The sequence below is a fragment of the Yimella radicis genome, assembly GCF_054778255.1.
This window is the reverse complement of the sequence record NZ_BAAGZR010000010.1, coordinates 68,668-85,986: the sequence shown is the minus strand read 5'-3', so window position 1 is coordinate 85,986 and position 17,319 is coordinate 68,668. Positions and strand designations below refer to the sequence as shown.

General features: G+C 65.9%; 20 protein-coding genes. 18 read left to right on the top strand and 2 right to left on the bottom strand.

Annotated elements, in window-relative coordinates; genetic code table 11:
* Nucleotides 1-25: 25 nt before the first annotated feature.
* The 13 genes from ACYU8W_RS09875 (at nucleotide 26) to ACYU8W_RS09815 (ending at nucleotide 12,094) form a co-directional block, all read left to right on the top strand.
* Nucleotides 26-1,126 (top strand): glycosyltransferase family 4 protein, encoded by a 1,101-nt coding sequence (locus ACYU8W_RS09875; RefSeq protein WP_499468682.1) that lies wholly within the window; start codon nucleotides 26-28, stop codon nucleotides 1,124-1,126.
* Nucleotides 1,127-1,237: 111 nt separating this feature from the next.
* Complete coding sequence (locus ACYU8W_RS09870; RefSeq protein ID WP_499468680.1) at nucleotides 1,238-1,702, top strand: Cg1360 family ATP-synthase-associated protein; 465 nt, start codon at nucleotides 1,238-1,240, stop codon at nucleotides 1,700-1,702.
* Entirely contained in the window at nucleotides 1,699-1,977 is a 279-nt protein-coding gene (locus ACYU8W_RS09865) for an AtpZ/AtpI family protein (RefSeq protein WP_141927874.1), read from the top strand. Before ACYU8W_RS09870 ends, ACYU8W_RS09865 begins: the two co-directional genes overlap by 4 nt.
* A gap of 70 nt (nucleotides 1,978-2,047) precedes the next feature.
* Nucleotides 2,048-2,878 carry a F0F1 ATP synthase subunit A gene (gene atpB, locus ACYU8W_RS09860; protein ID WP_129624782.1) on the top strand — a complete coding sequence of 277 codons (831 nt, stop codon included), beginning with the start codon at nucleotides 2,048-2,050 and terminating at the stop codon, nucleotides 2,876-2,878.
* Nucleotides 2,879-2,965: 87 nt separating this feature from the next.
* The gene (locus ACYU8W_RS09855) at nucleotides 2,966-3,178 is read left to right on the top strand and encodes an ATP synthase F0 subunit C (protein WP_115923601.1); all 213 of its coding nucleotides are present in this window, start codon (nucleotides 2,966-2,968) and stop codon (nucleotides 3,176-3,178) included.
* A 64-nt stretch (nucleotides 3,179-3,242) separates the two neighbouring features.
* Nucleotides 3,243-3,845: a F0F1 ATP synthase subunit B gene (locus ACYU8W_RS09850; protein ID WP_499468677.1), complete on the top strand. Its 603-nt coding sequence runs from the start codon at nucleotides 3,243-3,245 to the stop codon at nucleotides 3,843-3,845.
* Entirely contained in the window at nucleotides 3,845-4,657 is an 813-nt protein-coding gene (locus tag ACYU8W_RS09845; RefSeq protein ID WP_499468675.1) for a F0F1 ATP synthase subunit delta, read from the top strand. The genes ACYU8W_RS09850 and ACYU8W_RS09845 overlap by 1 nt, the downstream gene beginning before the upstream one ends.
* 73 nt (nucleotides 4,658-4,730) lie before the next feature.
* Nucleotides 4,731-6,365, top strand: coding sequence for a F0F1 ATP synthase subunit alpha (gene atpA, locus ACYU8W_RS09840; protein WP_499468673.1), 1,635 nt, complete (start codon nucleotides 4,731-4,733; stop codon nucleotides 6,363-6,365).
* A gap of 53 nt (nucleotides 6,366-6,418) precedes the next feature.
* Complete coding sequence (locus tag ACYU8W_RS09835; RefSeq protein WP_129624785.1) at nucleotides 6,419-7,330, top strand: F0F1 ATP synthase subunit gamma; 912 nt, start codon at nucleotides 6,419-6,421, stop codon at nucleotides 7,328-7,330.
* Nucleotides 7,331-7,349: 19 nt separating this feature from the next.
* Nucleotides 7,350-8,807, top strand: coding sequence for a F0F1 ATP synthase subunit beta (gene atpD / locus ACYU8W_RS09830; RefSeq protein ID WP_129624786.1), 1,458 nt, complete (start codon nucleotides 7,350-7,352; stop codon nucleotides 8,805-8,807).
* A 118-nt stretch (nucleotides 8,808-8,925) separates the two neighbouring features.
* Nucleotides 8,926-10,251 (top strand): uracil-xanthine permease family protein, encoded by a 1,326-nt coding sequence (locus ACYU8W_RS09825; protein ID WP_129624787.1) that lies wholly within the window; start codon nucleotides 8,926-8,928, stop codon nucleotides 10,249-10,251.
* Between the two features lie 166 nt (nucleotides 10,252-10,417).
* On the top strand, nucleotides 10,418-11,404 hold the full coding sequence (locus ACYU8W_RS09820) for a peptidoglycan-binding protein (protein WP_168990150.1): 987 nt from the start codon (nucleotides 10,418-10,420) through the stop codon (nucleotides 11,402-11,404).
* A gap of 33 nt (nucleotides 11,405-11,437) precedes the next feature.
* Nucleotides 11,438-12,094: a hypothetical protein gene (locus ACYU8W_RS09815; protein ID WP_239702189.1), complete on the top strand. Its 657-nt coding sequence runs from the start codon at nucleotides 11,438-11,440 to the stop codon at nucleotides 12,092-12,094.
* Nucleotides 12,095-12,098: 4 nt separating this feature from the next.
* Here ACYU8W_RS09815 and ACYU8W_RS09810 read toward each other — a convergent pair whose 3' ends face one another.
* Nucleotides 12,099-12,368, bottom strand: coding sequence for a VOC family protein (locus tag ACYU8W_RS09810; protein ID WP_499468670.1), 270 nt, complete (start codon nucleotides 12,366-12,368; stop codon nucleotides 12,099-12,101).
* A 48-nt stretch (nucleotides 12,369-12,416) separates the two neighbouring features.
* Here ACYU8W_RS09810 and ACYU8W_RS09805 point away from each other — a divergent pair, with 48 nt between their 5' ends.
* From ACYU8W_RS09805 to ACYU8W_RS09790, 4 genes are all read left to right on the top strand, one after another.
* Nucleotides 12,417-12,539 (top strand): hypothetical protein, encoded by a 123-nt coding sequence (locus ACYU8W_RS09805; RefSeq protein WP_499468668.1) that lies wholly within the window; start codon nucleotides 12,417-12,419, stop codon nucleotides 12,537-12,539.
* 80 nt (nucleotides 12,540-12,619) lie between these two features.
* Entirely contained in the window at nucleotides 12,620-15,265 is a 2,646-nt protein-coding gene (gene asnB / locus ACYU8W_RS09800; RefSeq protein WP_499468666.1) for an asparagine synthase (glutamine-hydrolyzing), read from the top strand.
* Between the two features lie 119 nt (nucleotides 15,266-15,384).
* Nucleotides 15,385-15,660 carry a F0F1 ATP synthase subunit epsilon gene (locus ACYU8W_RS09795; RefSeq protein ID WP_141927884.1) on the top strand — a complete coding sequence of 92 codons (276 nt, stop codon included), beginning with the start codon at nucleotides 15,385-15,387 and terminating at the stop codon, nucleotides 15,658-15,660.
* Nucleotides 15,661-15,671: 11 nt separating this feature from the next.
* A complete protein-coding gene (locus ACYU8W_RS09790) occupies nucleotides 15,672-16,097 on the top strand; it encodes a DUF2550 family protein (protein ID WP_170221757.1) in 426 nt (141 codons plus the stop codon).
* Nucleotides 16,098-16,148: 51 nt separating this feature from the next.
* Here ACYU8W_RS09790 and ACYU8W_RS09785 read toward each other — a convergent pair whose 3' ends face one another.
* Nucleotides 16,149-16,760 carry a cob(I)yrinic acid a,c-diamide adenosyltransferase gene (locus ACYU8W_RS09785; protein ID WP_239702185.1) on the bottom strand — a complete coding sequence of 204 codons (612 nt, stop codon included), beginning with the start codon at nucleotides 16,758-16,760 and terminating at the stop codon, nucleotides 16,149-16,151.
* Between the two features lie 191 nt (nucleotides 16,761-16,951).
* Here ACYU8W_RS09785 and ACYU8W_RS09780 point away from each other — a divergent pair, with 191 nt between their 5' ends.
* Nucleotides 16,952-17,317: an STAS domain-containing protein gene (locus ACYU8W_RS09780; RefSeq protein WP_499468663.1), complete on the top strand. Its 366-nt coding sequence runs from the start codon at nucleotides 16,952-16,954 to the stop codon at nucleotides 17,315-17,317.
* Nucleotides 17,318-17,319: the final 2 nt, after the last annotated feature.

Genomic DNA, 17,319 nt, shown 5'->3' with positions numbered 1-17,319 from the left:
ACCGAGAGAAGTTCGCTGACCGACCGTGCGTGAATATCTGCTGATCTGTGTGGTCGCCGCGGCCATCACGTTCCTGGCGACCCCGGCGATCCGGTGGGCGGCAGTTCGTTTCGGTGCGGTCACCCCGGTGCGGGGACGCGACGTGCACTCGATCCCGGTGCCCAGGCTGGGCGGTGTAGCCATGCTCGTCGGCTTTCTCGCCGCAGCCGCGGTTGCGTCCCAATTGCCGTATCTGTCAGGGCTTTACGATGAAGGCGAACTGTACGGCGTGCTCATCGGCGCGGTGCTCATCACCGCGCTCGGGGCGGTCGATGACTTCATCGAGATCGACGCGATCACCAAGTTCGCCGGGCAGATGATCGCCGCGGGGGTGATGGCGTTCGCCGGCATCCAGCTCTATCTCGTGCCGTACGGCGGCGCGCAGACGATCCTGCCGCAGCCGGTGATGCTCGCCCTCACGATCTTCGTGGTCATCGCGACGACGAACGCGGTGAACTTCGCCGACGGCCTGGACGGACTCGCCGCAGGAATGGTCGCGATCGCGGCAGCCGCCTTCTTCATCTGGGCCTATTCATCCCTGCCGCCGGAACTCAATGTGGAATCGGTGTTCTCCACCTCGGCGTTCCTGTCGGCGGCCGTGGTCGGGTGCTGCCTGGGCTTCCTGCCGCACAACTTCCACCCGGCGAAGCTGTTCATGGGTGACGCGGGCGCGCTGTTGCTGGGTCTGCTGCTCGCGGCCGCCACGATCTCCTTCACCGGGAATTTCGACCCGAGCATCGCGCCGCAGCGCAGTTCGGCACTGGTGGCCTTCTGGCTGCCGATCGCGTTGCCGTTGTCGATCCTCGCGGTGCCGATCCTGGACGTCCTGCTCGCCATCCGCCGCCGCGGGCTGAAGTTCTGGAAGCCGGACGCCAAGCACCTGCACCACAAGATGCTCGGCATCGGTCACCCACACCGGCAAGCAGTGCTGCTGTTCTACGCGTGGTCGATGGTGGCGAGCGGGGGAGCGCTGCTGTTCGCGTTCGTGCAGGCCGAGTACGCCGCAGTGTTCCTGGTCGTCGGCCTGCTCGTGTGCCTGGCGCTCACCCTGGGGCTGCCGAAATTGGGCCGTAGGAGGTCCTTGTGATAACTTTCACAAGCACCTGGACCACCCGTTGCGATGCCGCCTACCCGGCGACGATTCCGCGGCACGCCAAACTTTCTGACCCCCGCCACCACCAGTTCTGAGGGCCGAGCAATGACCGTGAAGCGAGTGCGCGCTGCGAACAGCAGCCCCGCGTCCGCAGACCGTTCTGCCGTCCCGATGATGTTCCGCGGGGGAGTCCTCGCAGCTGCCGCCCTGCTCCCTTTCGCAGCCGTGGTCGGCTACCTCGCGCGAGGCGTCGAGGGCCTGCTCGGAGCGAGCGCGGGTGTCGCCGTCAGCGCACTGATCTTCCTCATGGGTTACGTCGGCATCCGCTGGGTGCTGGAGTCACTGCACCCGAACTCCTCGATGGCCGGCGCGCTCGGCATCTACTGCCTACAGGTCAGCCTGATGTTCCCCGCGCTGCTGTTCCTGACCAACGTGCCTGCACTCGACTCGCGCAGCGTGGCGCTCGGCGCTCTCGTGGCCGCGCTGGTCTGGCTCGGGGGACAACTGTGGGGCTTCATGCACTCGCGCACCCCGATGTTCGATGTCGCGCTTCCGGGAGCGAGCCGATGAGTTCCTCCCGCATCACGCGTCCGACCCATGCGAAATCCGATCAGCTCGCGTCCAACGTCACCGCGATCCTGATTTCCGGGCCGTTGCTCTATACCGCCGTGGGATGGTTCGCCGACCGCTGGCTCGACACGAAGCCGTGGTTGACGCTGCTCGGACTGCTGCTGGGGATGGCCCTGTCGATGTACCTGGTGTGGATCCGATACGGTAACCCCGGTAACAGTCCGGGTGACGCTGACAGCTCCGCAGCCCCCAAGACCCCAGAAGGTGACGCGTGATGCATCGGCCGACGGCTGTGCCCCGAGATCTTCTTGAGCCCCTGACCACCACCGTGAACGAGGAGAACGCGTGAGCCTCACCGCGCTGAGCGTGCCGACAGCTGTGTCGGCCGAAGGCGGATTCCCCCCGAAGCCCGAGGACTTCTGGCAGCCGCTGGTCAAGTTCGGCACCGTCGACCTGGGCGGATACGAGTTCACCCTCGCCATCACTCGTCCGATGATCGTGATGCTGGTGGCGACCGCACTGCTGCTCTGGTGGCTGCTGGCCACCACCCGTAAGGCGTCCGTCGTCCCGGGCAAGGGGCAGTACCTGACCGAGCAGGTCTACCACGCGATCCGCGGCGGGGTCGCCGAGGACTCGATCGGGTCCAAGGACTTCATGCGGTTCGTCCCGCTGCTGTTCAGCCTGTTCGTCTTCATCCTGCTGAACAACTGGATGGGCATCATCCCGCCGTTCCAGAACCCCACGATGGCCCGCGTCGGCTTCCCGATCGCGCTGACGCTGTTCGTCTACGTCGTCTACCACTACGTCGGCATCAAGAAGCACGGCGGATTCGGCAAGTACATCAAGTGGATGATCCCGCCGGGCGTTCCGGGCTGGCTGCTTCCGCTGATCGTGCCGCTGGAGCTGCTCACGTTCTTCATCACCCGCCCGGTGACGCTCTCCCTGCGTCTGTTCGGCAACATGTTCGCCGGACACATGCTGCTCGTGGTGTTCATCCTCGGCGGCTGGGAACTGTTCAACCAGGATGCGATCGGCCTGAAGTTCGTCGCGATCCCCGCCTGGATCATGGCAGCGATCATGACCGCGTTCGAGGCCCTGGTGCAGTTCCTGCAGGCGTACGTCTTCGTCCTTCTGGCCGCCTCGTACATCGGTGGCGCCCTCGCGGACGACCACTGATCAACAACTGAACACAAACCCCACAATCGCCCAGAGCGAACAGTTCGTTCTGGTCCATCCCACACAATGTGAGAGGCACTACCCAAAATGACTGGTGAACTCAGCGGAAACCTCAGCACCATCGGCTACGGCCTGGCCGCCATCGGCCCGGCGATCGCCATCGGTCTGATCTTCGCCGCCTACATCTCCGGCGTTGCCCGTAACCCGGAGAGCGGCAACCTGCTGCGCCCGATCGCCATCCTCGGCTTCGCGCTGGCTGAGGCCCTTGCCATCTTCGGTCTGGTCCTCTTCTTCCTGTAAGACCCGCGCAGGACAGGCGGACTGATCAACGCCGCCATGTCCTGGTGATACCGAGGAGCACAACGTGATCAATTCCAGCGCAGCGGCCCAGGCCGCGGCCCTGCTGGCGGAGGGTGCAGACCCCGAGCTCAGCCAGGCGCCGATCCTGCCGCACATTCCTGAGCTGGTCTTCGGCCTCATCGTCTTCGGTCTGTTCCTGTGGATCGTCAAGACGAAGGTCGTGCCGAAGCTGGAGCAGGCCCACGCCGAGCGCACCGCCGCCATCGAAGGCGGTATGGAGCAGGCGCAGGAGGCTCAGAAGCAGGCCGAGGCTGCCAAGGCGCAGTACGAAGCACAGCTGAGCCACGCCCGGGACGAGGCCGCGAAGATCCGTGAGGACGCGCGCGCCCAGGGCGCACAGATCGTCGCGGACATGCGCGAGCAGGCGAACGCCGAGGCAGCTCGCATCGTCGACTCCGCCAAGAAGCAGACCGAGGCCGACCGCCAGCAGGCAGCCGTCTCGCTGCGGTCCGACATCGGCGCGCTGTCGACGACGCTTGCCAGCAAGATCGTCGGAGAGTCGCTGGAGGACGAGGCGCGTCAGCGCGGCATCGTCGACCGGTTCCTCGCCGAGCTCGAGTCCGGTGACGTGAAGCCGACGAAGATCGGTTCCGAGGCAGGCAACTGATGCAGGGAGCCTCCCGGAGCGCACTCGCCCACGTCCGGTCTGAGCTCGGACGCCGACTCAGCGAGGGAGCGGACGCGGCCGACACGTCGCGCGAGCTCTTCGCCGCCGTCGACGTGCTGGACGGCAATGCCGGCTTGCGCCGGGCCCTCACCGACTCGACGCATGACGCGTCCAGCCGCGCCGGGCTGGTCGACACGGTGTTCGGCGGCAAGGTCGGCGACCCGGTTCTGGCTCTGCTGCGCGAGGTCTCCTCGCAGCGGTGGACCAAGGACCGAGATGCCTGCGACGCCGTCGAGGAACTCGCCGTCGCATCGGCCTTCGCCGCCGCCGACCGTCGTGGGCGGATCGACGAGGTCGAGGAGCAGCTGTTCCGCTTCGAGCGCACCGTCGCCGGTAGTGCGGACCTGCGTGACGCCTTCATGGACCGGCAGCGTGCCGGCGCCGACAAGGCCTCGCTGGTGCACGCACTGCTCGACGGCAAGGCCGAGCCGGAGACCGCGTTCCTCGCAGCCCGTGGTGCCGAGCACCCGCGCGGCCGCCGGTACGAGCGCGTGCTGGAGGACTACCTGCGCGTCGCCGCGTCGGTGCGTCAGCAGCTCACCGCGATCGTCACCGTGGCCACACCGCTCACCCCCGAGCAGCGCGACCGGTTGGCTCGTGCCCTGCACAACCTCTACGGGCGCGAGGTCATGACCAACGTCGTCGTCGACCCCGAGGTCGTCGGAGGCGTCCGCGTCCAGGTCGGTGACGAGGTCATCGACGGCACCATCCTGAGCCGACTGGAAAACGTCCGCCGCGACATGGCGGGCTGATCGCAGCTCGGTACCACCTCGAACCACCTGACAGCTTGACCCGCGGGCCATGGCCCATATGAAGGAGAAGATGATGACGGAGCTCTCCATCCGTCCGGAAGACATTCGGGCTGCTCTGGACGGTTATGTCCAGTCCTACGAGCCGGGCGCGGCTTCGCGCGACGAGGTCGGCCGCGTCACCGACGCCGCCGATGGCATCGCCCACGTCGAGGGCCTGCCGACCTGCATGACCAACGAGCTGCTGCAGTTCGAGGACGGCACGCTGGGCATCGCCCTGAACCTCGACGTCCACGAGATCGGTGTCGTCGTCCTCGGTGAGTTCGGTGGCATCGAAGAGGGCCAGGAAGTCAAGCGCACGGGCGAGGTCCTCTCGGTTCCCGTCGGTGACGCCTACCTCGGTCGCGTCGTCGACCCGATGGGCACCCCGATCGACGGCCTCGGCGAGATCGAGACCGACGAGCGTCGCGAGCTGGAGCTGCAGGCTCCCAACGTCGTCTCGCGTAAGTCGGTGCACGAGCCGCTGATGACCGGCATCAAGGCGATCGACTCGATGACCCCGATCGGCCGTGGCCAGCGCCAGCTGATCATCGGTGACCGCAAGACCGGCAAGACCGCGATCGCCACCGACACGATCATCAACCAGAAGGAGTACTGGGAGACCGGCGACCCGGAGAAGCAGGTCCGCTGCATCTACGTCGCCATCGGCCAGAAGAACTCCACCGTCGCCGAGGTGCGCACCACCCTCGAGGAGGCGGGCGCTCTGGAGTACACCACGATCGTCAACGCTCCCGCGGGTGACCCGGCCGGCTTCAAGTACCTGGCCCCGTTCACCGGTTCGGCCATCGGTCAGCACTGGATGTACCAGGGCAAGCACGTCCTGATCGTCTTCGACGACCTGACCAAGCAGGCCGACGCCTACCGCGCGATGTCGCTGCTGCTGCGCCGCCCGCCGGGCCGTGAGGCCTACCCGGGCGATGTGTTCTACCTGCACAGCCGTCTGCTCGAGCGTTGCGCGAAGCTGTCCGACGAGCTCGGTGCCGGTTCGATGACCGGTCTGCCGATCATCGAGACCAAGGGTGGCGACGTCTCGGCGTTCATTCCGACCAACGTCATCTCGATCACCGACGGTCAGATCTTCCTGCAGTCCGACCTGTTCAACTCCAACCAGCGTCCGGCCGTCGACGTCGGTATCTCCGTCTCCCGAGTCGGTGGTGCCGCGATGACCAAGGCCATGAAGGGTGTGACGGGTTCGATCAAGGTCGACCTGGCGCAGTTCCGCGAGATGCAGGCCTTCGCCATGTTCGCCTCGGACCTCGACGCCGCGTCGCGTCGTCAGCTGGCCCGTGGTGAGCGTCTGATGGCGATGTTCAAGCAGCCGCAGAACTCCCCGTACTCCCTCGAGGAGCAGGTCGCCTCCATCTGGGCCGGTACCACCGGACAGCTGGACGAGGTGCCGACCGAGGACGTCGCCCGCTTCGAGTCCGACTGGCTGGACTACCTGCGGCGCAACCACGGCGACTTCCTGTCGAGCGTCCGCGAGACCACCAAGCTCGACGACGACGGCAAGAAGACGCTCGAGAACGCCATGGCCGACTTCAAGAAGGAGTTCCGCTCCACGCCCGATCACGGCGGTGAGGGCTCGGAGCGCTTCGACGAGCTGACCGAGGACCAGATCAACCAGCAGCAGATCGTGAAGCAGAAGCGCTGACGCGCTTGCTCACGACCTACTGACGGTTCGACAGCGACAAGGAAGGAACGCCTATGGGAGCGCAGATGCGGGTCTACCGCCAGCGCATCCGGTCGGTCCAGGCCACCAAGAAGATCACGCGCGCGATGGAGCTCATCGCTGCATCCCGGGTGGTCAAGGCCCGGCAGGCAGTCGAGCGGTCGACGCCCTACGCGACCGCCCTCACCCGCGCCGTTTCGGCTCTCGCGACCTACTCGGACGTCGAGCACGTGCTCACGACCGAGCGCGAGCAGCCTAAGCGCGCGGCCGTGCTGATCCTCACCAGCGACCGCGGTCTGGCCGGGTCGTACTCGGTCAACGCGATCAAGCGCAGCCAGGAGCTCATCGAGCACCTGCGCGGCGAGGGCATGGAGGTCGTGCCCTTCCTGGTCGGTCGCAAGGCGGTGAGCTACTACAAGTTCCGCCGGCGTGAATTCGCTGCGGAGTGGAGCGGCTTCACCGACAGCCCGACCCCGGACGTGGCCCGCGAGATCGGTCAGCGCCTGACCGAGGAGTTCGTCAAGGGCTCCGAGGACGGCGGCGTCGATGAGGTGCACGTGGTCTACACCCGCTTCAAGAGCATGGTGGTCCAGGAACCGTTGGCGCTTCGCCTGCTGCCGTTGGAGGTCGTCGAGGGCGAGGTCGACGCCGACGCCGACGGTAAGCCCGACGACCTGCTGCCGCTCTACGAGTTCGAGCCGGACGCGTCCGGCGTGCTGGATGCGCTCCTGCCGAAGTACGTGGAGTCGCGGATCTTCAACGCGATGTTGCAGGCGGCTGCGTCCGAGCTGGCCGCGCGTCAGCGCGCGATGAAGTCGGCCACGGACAACGCCGAGGAACTCATCAAGACCTACACCCGACTGGCCAACCAGGCACGTCAGGCCGAAATCACCCAAGAGATCAGCGAGATCGTTGGTGGCGCCAGCGCACTCGCCGACGCCAGCTGATGACGAGAAGGAAAAATCAATGAGCACCATTACTACCGAGCACGAGGCCGACCAGGCCCAGCAGCCCGGCGGTGTCGGTCGCATCTCGCGTGTGATCGGCCCGGTCGTCGACGTGGAGTTCAGCGTCGACTCGATGCCCGAGATCTACGCCCTGCTCACGACCCAGGTCGAGCTCGGGGGAGAGACCAAGAACGTCAACCTCGAGGTCGCCCAGCACATCGGCGACAACATGGTTCGTGCGATCTCGCTCCAGCCGACCGACGGCCTCGTCCGCGGTTCGCAGGTGCAGGACACCGGCGGCCCTATCTCGGTTCCGGTCGGCGACGTCACCCTCGGCAAGGTCTTCAACGCCACCGGTGACTGCCTGAACCTCGAAGAGGGCGAAACCCTCGAGGTCAACGAGCGTTGGGGCATCCACCGCAAGGCTCCGGCCTTCGACCAGCTCGAGTCCAAGACCCAGATGTTCCAGACGGGTATCAAGGTCATCGACCTGCTCACCCCGTACGTGCAGGGTGGAAAGATCGGTCTGTTCGGTGGTGCCGGTGTCGGCAAGACCGTTCTGATCCAGGAAATGATCGCCCGTGTGGCCCGTGACCACGGTGGTGTATCGGTGTTCGCCGGTGTCGGTGAGCGCACCCGTGAGGGTAACGACCTGATGGTCGAGATGGAGGAGGCCGGCGTTCTCGGTCAGACCGCCCTCGTCTTCGGTCAGATGGACGAGCCGCCGGGCACGCGTCTGCGCGTCGCCCTGTCGGCTCTGACCATGGCGGAGTACTTCCGCGATGTGCAGAAGCAGGACGTGCTGCTGTTCATCGACAACATCTTCCGCTTCACCCAGGCCGGTTCCGAGGTCTCCACTCTGCTGGGCCGCATGCCCTCCGCCGTGGGTTACCAGCCGACCCTGGCCGACGAGATGGGTGTGCTCCAGGAGCGCATCACCTCGACGCGTGGTCACTCGATCACCTCGATGCAGGCGATCTACGTGCCGGCCGACGATTACACCGACCCGGCACCGGCGACCACCTTCGCCCACCTCGATGCGACCACCGAGCTCTCGCGTGACATCGCCTCGATGGGTATCTACCCGGCCGTGGATCCGCTGACCTCGACGTCGCGCATCCTCGACCCGCGGTACATCTCGGCGGAGCACTACAACACCGCCGTCCGGATCAAGGGAATCCTGCAGCGCAACAAGGAGCTTCAGGACATCATCGCGATCCTCGGTATCGACGAGCTCTCCGAAGAGGACAAGATCCTCGTCAACCGGGCCCGTCGTATCCAGCGCTTCCTGTCGCAGAACACCTACGTCGCCAAGCAGTTCACCGGCATCGAGGGTTCGACGGTTCCGCTGGAGGACACCATCGAGGCGTTCACCAAGATCGCCGACGGCGACTACGACCACCTCCCGGAGCAGGCATTCTTCATGTGCGGTGGCCTGGACGACGTCGAGAAGAAGGCCAAGGAACTGGAGGGCTGAGTCCTCACAGTTTCGCGAAGCACGCGGCTCCCACCTCGGTGGGGCCGCGTTCTTCGTTCTCGCCGGCGGGGCCGGGGACATCCGCGTCATCCGGGAGCCGCGCTCGGCTCTAGACTGACTGCTCGTGAATGGACTCGGCTGGACGCTGCACGGTGACGGACGCTCGATCGATCCGGGGCAGGTGGTGGCGCCGGACGAGCGGCTGAGTTGGCCACTCACGATCGGTATCGGCGCACAGCACGTCGTCGCGATGTTCGGTGCGACCTTCCTGGTGCCGCTGATCACCGGTTTCCCGCCCGCCACGACCCTGCTGTTCTCGGGTCTCGGCACGATGCTCTTCCTGCTGCTCACCGCCGGCCGGGTGCCGAGTTACCTGGGCTCGTCGTTCGCGTTCATCGCTCCGATCCAGGCGTCCATGACCAGCCACGGAATGGGCGCGGCGCTGGGCGGAGTGGTGGTCACCGGCCTGTTGCTGTTCGGTGTCGGACTGCTGGTGCAGACGGTCGGTGCCGGCTGGCTGCGTGTGCTGATGCCGCCGGCAGTGACCGGAGCGATCGTCGCGCTCATCGGACTCAACCTCGCCGGGCCCGCCAAGAACAACTTCCTGGTCTCCCCGGTCAGCGCGTTGGTCACGCTGTTGGTCATCGCGATCGTCACGGTCGTCGGCCCCGGGCTGATCGGGCGCCTCGGCATCCTGATCGGCGTCATCGCCGGTTACCTCACCGCAACCGCTCGTGGCGAGGTCGACTTCACCAAGGTCCAGAACGCGTCCTGGCTCGGCCTACCGCCCTTCCACGCTCCGTCGTTCCAGCTGTCCGCGATCCTGCTCTTCCTGCCGGTCGTCCTGGTGTTGGTCGCCGAGAACATCGGCCACGTGAAGTCGGTGGCGCAGATGACCGGGCGTGACCTGGACGACGTGTCGGGCCGCGCCTTGATGGCCGACGGTCTCGCCACCACGCTCGCCGGATCCGCGGGTGGATCGGGCACGACCACGTACGCGGAGAACATCGGCGTCATGGCGGCCACCAAGGTCTACTCCACCGCGGCCTACTGGGTCGCGGCCTGCTTCGCGGTGTTGCTGAGCTTCTGCCCGAAGTTCGGTGAGGCGATCGCCACCGTTCCGACGGGTGTGCTCGGCGGGGCGGGGGTGATGCTGTACGGCATGATCGGCCTGCTCGGTGCACGGATCTGGATCGAGAACGACGTCGACTTCGGCAACCCGATCAACCTCATGCCGGCGGCCGCCGGACTGATCATCGCGATCGCGGACCTGCAGTGGAAAATCGGCAACCAGACCTTCACCGGCATTGCGCTGGGCACGGTCACGGTGCTGCTCGGCTACCACCTGATGAACGTGCTCAACCGCGTCTCCGGCAATCTGCCCGACCCCGAGAGTCGACGTTCGGACTTGCTGGACGCCGAGCACAGGACCCCGGAGGCCTGACCGACCAGTTGCTCGCCCCTCGCAGGTCCAGTTCGAGTACCTGCGACGGGCAGATGTGCCCATGGCGCCGCGGCAACCGGTGGAGGACTGTCTGTCTCATAGGGGCATCGGTGGACAGAGCGCGGCCGGGGGGCCGCCGCCACCGGTGCACCTCAAGGGGGACACCATGCACATCTTCGGCATCGACAAACGCACCAGGACGATCAAGCTCGCCACCGCAGCTGCGGTCACGGCGACCGCGCTCACCGCAGGCGGTGTGGCGGTCTCGGCGAATCCGGCCCAGGCAGCAGTCCGCTCGTGCTCCGCCGGTACGCCGGCCACACAGCGTCCGGTACTGAAATACCGCGACGTCGGGAGTTGCGTGACCGAGTTGCAGCGCCGGCTCATCAGCCACGGAATCTCGGTTCCCGGCGGCGCGGACGGGTCCTTCGGGCCCGGCACGGTCACGGCGGTCAAACGATTCCAACAGGTGCGCCGGCTGCACGTCGACGGCATCGTCGGTCAGGTGACGTGGTCGACATTGGTGGGTACGGCTTCGAGCGGGGCAGGCGGCACCTATCGCACGACGCGCTGCGGCAACAACGGCAACAAGGTACTGCTGGTCTTCGACGACGCCTCGCCGAGCATGCGTAGCTACCGCAACCTGGTGGCGACGGCGAAGGCGAACAACATCGGCATCGGAGTGGCACCGAACGGAAACGCCGTGCGGGCCGGCCGAGCCGACCCGGCGTACGCCCGAGCGAACGGGATGCTGGTGGTCGATCACACCTACGACCACAAGGACCTCACCCGGTTGTCGTCCTCGCAGATCCAGTGGGAGATCACTCAGCCCTATGTCCGCAGCAACTACGTGCGGCCACCGTACGGCGCGTACAACGCCCGGGTGTCGTCCGTGCTGGCCAGGAACGGCAAGTACAACTGCATGTGGAACCTCGATCCGCGCGACTGGGACGGCAAATCGGCCTGGTCGGCGGCGAATTACATCGTCCGCAATGCCTCCGCGGGCAGCACCGTGGTGGTGCATCTGAACCACATGGGCGCCACTGCAAGCACCCTGCCGTACATCAAGAAAGGACTCGCAAACCGCGGTTTGACGATGTGTGCTCCGTGGAGCGGTCCGACCCGTGAGCACATGCCGCCGACCTACTGCTGACGCCGGTGCATCCATGACGGCATACTCGCGGTCATGGATGCACCCAGCAGCGGGCCGGAAACCATCGCGGAGTTCTACGCCCGGGTCGAGGCCGCCCTCGGTCCCGACCGGCGGCTGCCGGTGGCGGTGGAGGAGATGCCCGGTTGGGACATCTTCCCGTTCGAGATCGACTCTCTTCGGATCAAGCCGCTCGCACCGCTGGCCGACTCCGAACCGGATCGTCGGGGCGAGAACGAGGACGAATGTTGGTGCGCGGGCCCGTTCGAACCGAAGAGCGACGACCGTCTGGTGTGGTGGAACGAGAACTGGAAGCTGTCCACCGATCTGACCGGTTCGGGGCTGCCGATCATGCTCTGGCTCAGTCCGATGACGCACTGCGATCTGCCGACCATGCCGCCTGAAGTTGCGGCCGGGATCGGACCGTTGATGACGACGATCTCCGCGGCCATCGAGGATCTCCCGAGCGTCGGACGCGTCCAGTTGGCCAAGTACGGCGACGGTGGCGCGCACCTCCACCTGCTGTTCATGGGCCGTCCGTCCCGGATGCTGCAGCTGCGTGGCTCGCCCATGCTCGACTGGGAGGAGAACCTTCCCCGGGTCCCCGCAGACGTCGTCCGGCGCAATTGCCGTCCGATCGCCGAGGCGTTGACATCGACCTTCGGTGGCCAGATCGGTCCGGCGGCCGGCTGAATCTTCAATTCCCAGAACCCGATTCGGAATTCGAACGCAGCACACAGAACTGATTGCCTTCCGGGTCGGCCAGGGTGACCCACCCGCTGCCGGTTCCGTGGATGCCGCGTCGGTCGGCCACGAAGCCTGCGCCTCGGCCGATCAGCCACTCCACCTCGTCGTCGCGGGAACGTTCGAGCGGGCGGACGTCGAGATGGATCCGCTTGGCCGGTAGTTCCTCGTCGGGCACCTCGATGAACAACAGTCGCTGACCGGACTCGGGGTGCTCGATCATGCATTCTTCGTGCCCGGGCTCATTGGGGTCAAGGGTCCTCGTCACCACATGGGCACCGACGCGAGCACGTTGCCGGCGATCAGGGAGGGTCTGAGCGAGCGAGGCCTGCCGATGTGTACGCCGTGGACGAAGACAACACCCCAGCAGATGCCCGACAGCTACTGCTCCTGAACCGAGTAATCGCGCGCAGTGACCGGCAACGCGCGTGGCGGGGATCGGGGCACACTCTGCGTCCGCCTAGGATTGATCTCATGTGTGGAATCGTCGGTTACTACGGTCCGGGCGGCAGCGAAGCCGTCCTGCGCAAGATGAACGACTGCCAGGTGCACCGCGGACCGGACGGTGAGGGCAGCTTCATCGAAGGCCCCGTCGGTCTGGGCCACCGGCGGTTGTCGATCATCGATGTTGCGCACGGTCAGCAGCCGATGCAGACGGCCGACGGGCGCTACACGATCGCCTACAACGGTGAGGTCTACAACTACCTCGACCTACGCACCGAACTCGAAGCGCTCGGCCACACCTTCACTACCGACTCCGACACCGAGGTCGTCCTGCAGGCCTTCGCCGAGTGGGGCGGCGACGCGTTCGACAGGTTCAACGGCATGTGGGGCCTGGCGATCTGGGACGCCCAGGAGCAGCGGCTGACGCTGTCCCGCGACCACTTCGGCATCAAGCCGGTCTACCTGGCCCAGGTCGGCGACACCCTGCTGTTCTCCTCGGAGATCAAGTCGATTTTGGCCAGCGGCCTGTACACCAAGGCTGTCAACGAACGCTCCCTCTACCGCTACCTGCGCTTCCGCATCCACGAGGACGGCCGCGAGACCTTCTTCGCCGGCATCGAGCGCCTCGAACCGGGCGAGATGCTGACCGTGGACGCCTCCGGTGTCGAGCGCCGGATGTTCACCCGGTTGCGTGAAGAACTCGCCGAGCTGGGTAAGCAGCAGCGTCCGTACGACGACGCCGCCGCGGCCGAGTACAAGGGGCGGTTGTTCGAGTCGGTGCGCCTGCGCCTGCAGTCCGAGGTGCCGGTCGGCACGTCCCTGTCCGGTGGGCTCGACTCCTCCGCCGTCGCCGTCATCATCAACCAGTTGCTCAATCAGGGCGATGCGACCACCAAGTCGGTCGGTGCACGCCAGAACACCTTCTCGGCGGTGTTTCCTGGTTCGGCGAACGACGAGGAGAAGTACGTCGACGCGGTGCTCGACATCTGCGAGGGGCAGGTCGACTCGCACAAGATCCTGCCGACGGCCGATGAGTTCAAGCGGGATCTGCTCGACTTCATCCGTACCCAGGAGGAGCCGCTGATCTCCTCCGGGCCGTACGCGCAGTTCCAGGTGATGCGCGAGGCGACCAACCACGTCACCGTCCTGCTCGACGGTCAGGGCGCCGACGAGATGATGGCCGGTTACATCCCGTACTACTTCGTCTACCTGCGCCAGCTCAAGGCCCAGGGCAAGAAGGATGCCGCGCTCGAACTGTCCAAGAGCCTCGACGTTCTCTACCGCCTGGGTCGGTTCAAGCTGCAGGACAAGATCAAGCGCAAGAAGGTCATCCCGGCCACGGCGTTCATGAACTCGGAGTTCTCCTCGAAGTACGCAGGGGAGAAGTTCGCGACCGAAGGCAACAACCTCAAGTTGAGGTTGATCGAAGACCTGTTCCACAACTCGCTGCCCTCGTTGTTGCGCTACGAGGACAAGAACACCATGCGCTTCTCGCTCGAGGGACGCGTGCCGTTCCTGGACAAGGAGGTCGTGAAGTTCATCTTCAGCCTGTCCGACGAGGCGATCATCAAGGACGGCTGGAACAAGCGTGTCCTGCGTGACGCGACCCGCGGGCTCCTCCCGGAGATGATCAACCGCCGCCGCAACAAGATCGGTTTCACCACTCCGCAGGGCGAGTGGTTCATGCGGCTGAAGAACTACTTCTACAACATCTTCCTGTCCGAGGAGTTCGCGAACCGTCCCTACTTCGACCAGAACGAGGTGCTGCACGCCTTCGAGGGTTGGATCAAGGGCACCAACGGCGTGGACTCGATGACCTTCTGGCGTCTGCTCAACGTCGAGTTGTGGCTGCGCGAGTTCTTCGACGACAAGCCCGAGGTGATCGACGAGGGTCCGGTATGGATCAAGACCGACCTCGAGCCGAACGCCGACAAGCAGCTCGCGCTCACCACGAGCCTGGGCGAGCAGGTGACCCGCTACCCCCTGCGTAGCGAACTGGTCGACAAGGACACCGATCTCGACCCGTTCGTGATGGAGCACATCGATCGCTTCTTCGCCACGCTCGGCGCCGACGAGGAGCACTCGCAGGCGATGGTAGGCAAGCAGTGGTACTTCTTCATCTCCGAGAAGATCATCGCGATCACTCAGGGTCGCTCGTACTTCATCTGGGACATCAACGTCGGACGGCCGGCGCGGGTGCTGTCGAAGTACGTGACCCGCACGCCCGCAGGCATCGGCCTGGGCTCGCCGTTCACCATGCAGTTGGCCATCCAGGAAGCGGGCCTGCCGCGCGTCCTGTACGCCAGCGCCGGTGGCGCGGTCGGCAAGGTGCTGGGCAAGAAGGGCCTGTTCTACGAACTCGTGGGCAACGACATCCGGGCGATCGACGGACCGACGGAGTACTCCGCCTACCCCTCGAACGTCTCGGCGAAGTTGGCACCGAAGGACCCCGATGAGGTTGCCGCTCGGCTGTCCGAGCAGATCCGCTCGCGTGTGCCGCAGGCCTACCGCGACACCTTCGGCGGAACGATCGTCATGGACGCCAACGACATCGGCCGCAACGTTCTCGGGTCCGACGTCCCGGGCGACCAGGGCCGCTTCGAGGAGATGTTCGCCGACAACCCGCTCGGGCAGGGGTCGGAGCAGACTCCGATGGCAATCGTCGTCGTCGACTGACCCCGCCCCGTAGGTCACCCCGAAAGGTCAACCGGTAGGCCGGACGCCCGTCGTCGCAGTGTGCGGATGGCCGGTAGACTTCCCTCAACCCCAACCGTACCTCCCAGGAGATCGTCCACGTGAGCACCCTCAACGTCCAGCTCGTCGCCGCCGACCGCAAGGTCTGGGAGGGCGAAGCCTCGGCGCTCTACGCGCGTACCGTCGAGGGCGAGCTCGGCATCCTGCCCGACCACACGCCGCTGTTGTCGGTTCTTGCCGAGTCCGGCGAGGTGCGGATCGAACCGGTGAGCGGTTCGCGCATGGTGGTCACCGTCGACGGCGGATTCATCTCGGTCGACCACAACTCGGTCACCGTCGTTTCCGACGCGATCGACGCCTCCGGCCTGGACGCCTGAGAAAGACGGCTTTGGGCGACGTCCTGCTCACCGCGGAGGTCGTCCTCGGTGTGCTCTTCGCGCTCCCCATAGCCTTCGTCTGTTGGGTGATCGTCCGACGTTGGTTGATCACCAAGGACCACCTGATGATCCTCATGGCTCGCCGCCGTGGGGATTTTTGGGTGATGGGCATGACGCGAACCCAGGCTGCGTCGATCGAGTGGTTCCCGGTGCTCGGGATCGGCCTCACACCCGGCTGGACGGTGCGACGTGAGGACGCCGAGTTCGGTCCGCCTCTGGCCGCGGAGAAGGTGCCGTCGGTGATCCAGGAGCCGGTGCTCGTCGACTGCACGGTCGGCGGCGAGGTGCACCGTCTTGCGATCAGCCGCGGCGACTACACCCAGCTGCGGTCGTGGTCGGAATCGTCCCCGCCCGGCTTCAACTCGGGGCGCTACTAGGCGCTACCAGCAACTGCGGGATCTCGAGCTTCGTCGCCCTGCGCGGTTCGGTCAGCGTTCGCCGCCCGGCACCCACAGCACATCCCCACCTACGTCCACGTTGGCGTACCGCGCCAGCACGAACAGTAGATCGCTGAGCCGGTTGAGATAGGCGGCGGTCAAGGGGTTCACTCCACCGCTGCCCTTCGCCGATCCGGCCGGTGCCTCGTCCGTGCCGTACGTCTCGATCGCAGCCCAGGTGGACCGCTCCGCCCGGCGGACCACCGTCCGACTCACATGCAGGTGCGCTGCACCCGCGCTGCCCCCGGGCAGGATGAACGAGCGGAGCGTCTCCAATCCCTCGTTGTAGCGATCGATGTCCTGCTCCAACTGGTCGACCCAGTCCTGCTTGACCCGCAGCGGCGGGTACTCCGGATCGGCGACCAGCGGGGAGCAGAGGTCGGCGCCCACGTCGAACAGATCGTTCTGGACGCGGAAGAGAGTCTTGTCGACATCGTCCCCGAGGTCGCCGCAGGCCACCGCGACTCCGATCGAACTGTTGGCCTCGTCGGTGTCGGCGTAAGCCGCCAGCCGCGGGTCGGTCTTGCTGGTGCGGCTGAAGTCGCCGAGGGCCGTCGTGCCCTTGTCGCCGGTGCGGGTGTAGATGCGGCTGAGGATGACCATGGCCCGATCGTGCCATGCCTCGCCTCGGCGGGAGTTGCTCGGTCGTTCGACCAGGATTCGGCGCCGAACTAATATCACATACGTGATGAAACCGTGACCCCACCCTGGTGTGAATTCCACCGAAGCGGTGGCCTAATGGACGCACAGACACACCGCACCTTGGGAACTTGGGGGTTCCAATGTCGGACTTCGTGGCCCGATCCACTCGTCGTCACCGTTACAAGAGTGTGCCCGGATTCGAGGTCCATCAGGTCCTCCCGGGCACCGAACTCGCGGTCATCGGCGAGCTCAATGTCAACACCATCTCGGTCGTCCGCGACGCGTTGAGCGTCGCCATCGATTCCGGGGAGGGTGAGTTGCGGGTTCGGCTGCACGGAGCCGAGGTGATCGATGCGGCCGGACTCGGCGTGCTGGTCGGCGCGGATCGCCGGGCGGCGAAGGCTGGTCGCCATCTGGTGCTGACGGATGTGTCGCCCCGTCTCGACCGGGTCATCCGCAGCACGAAGCTCAGTCGCGTGTTGACCTGGACGACGCCTCCGGTCGCCGCAACCGCCTGACG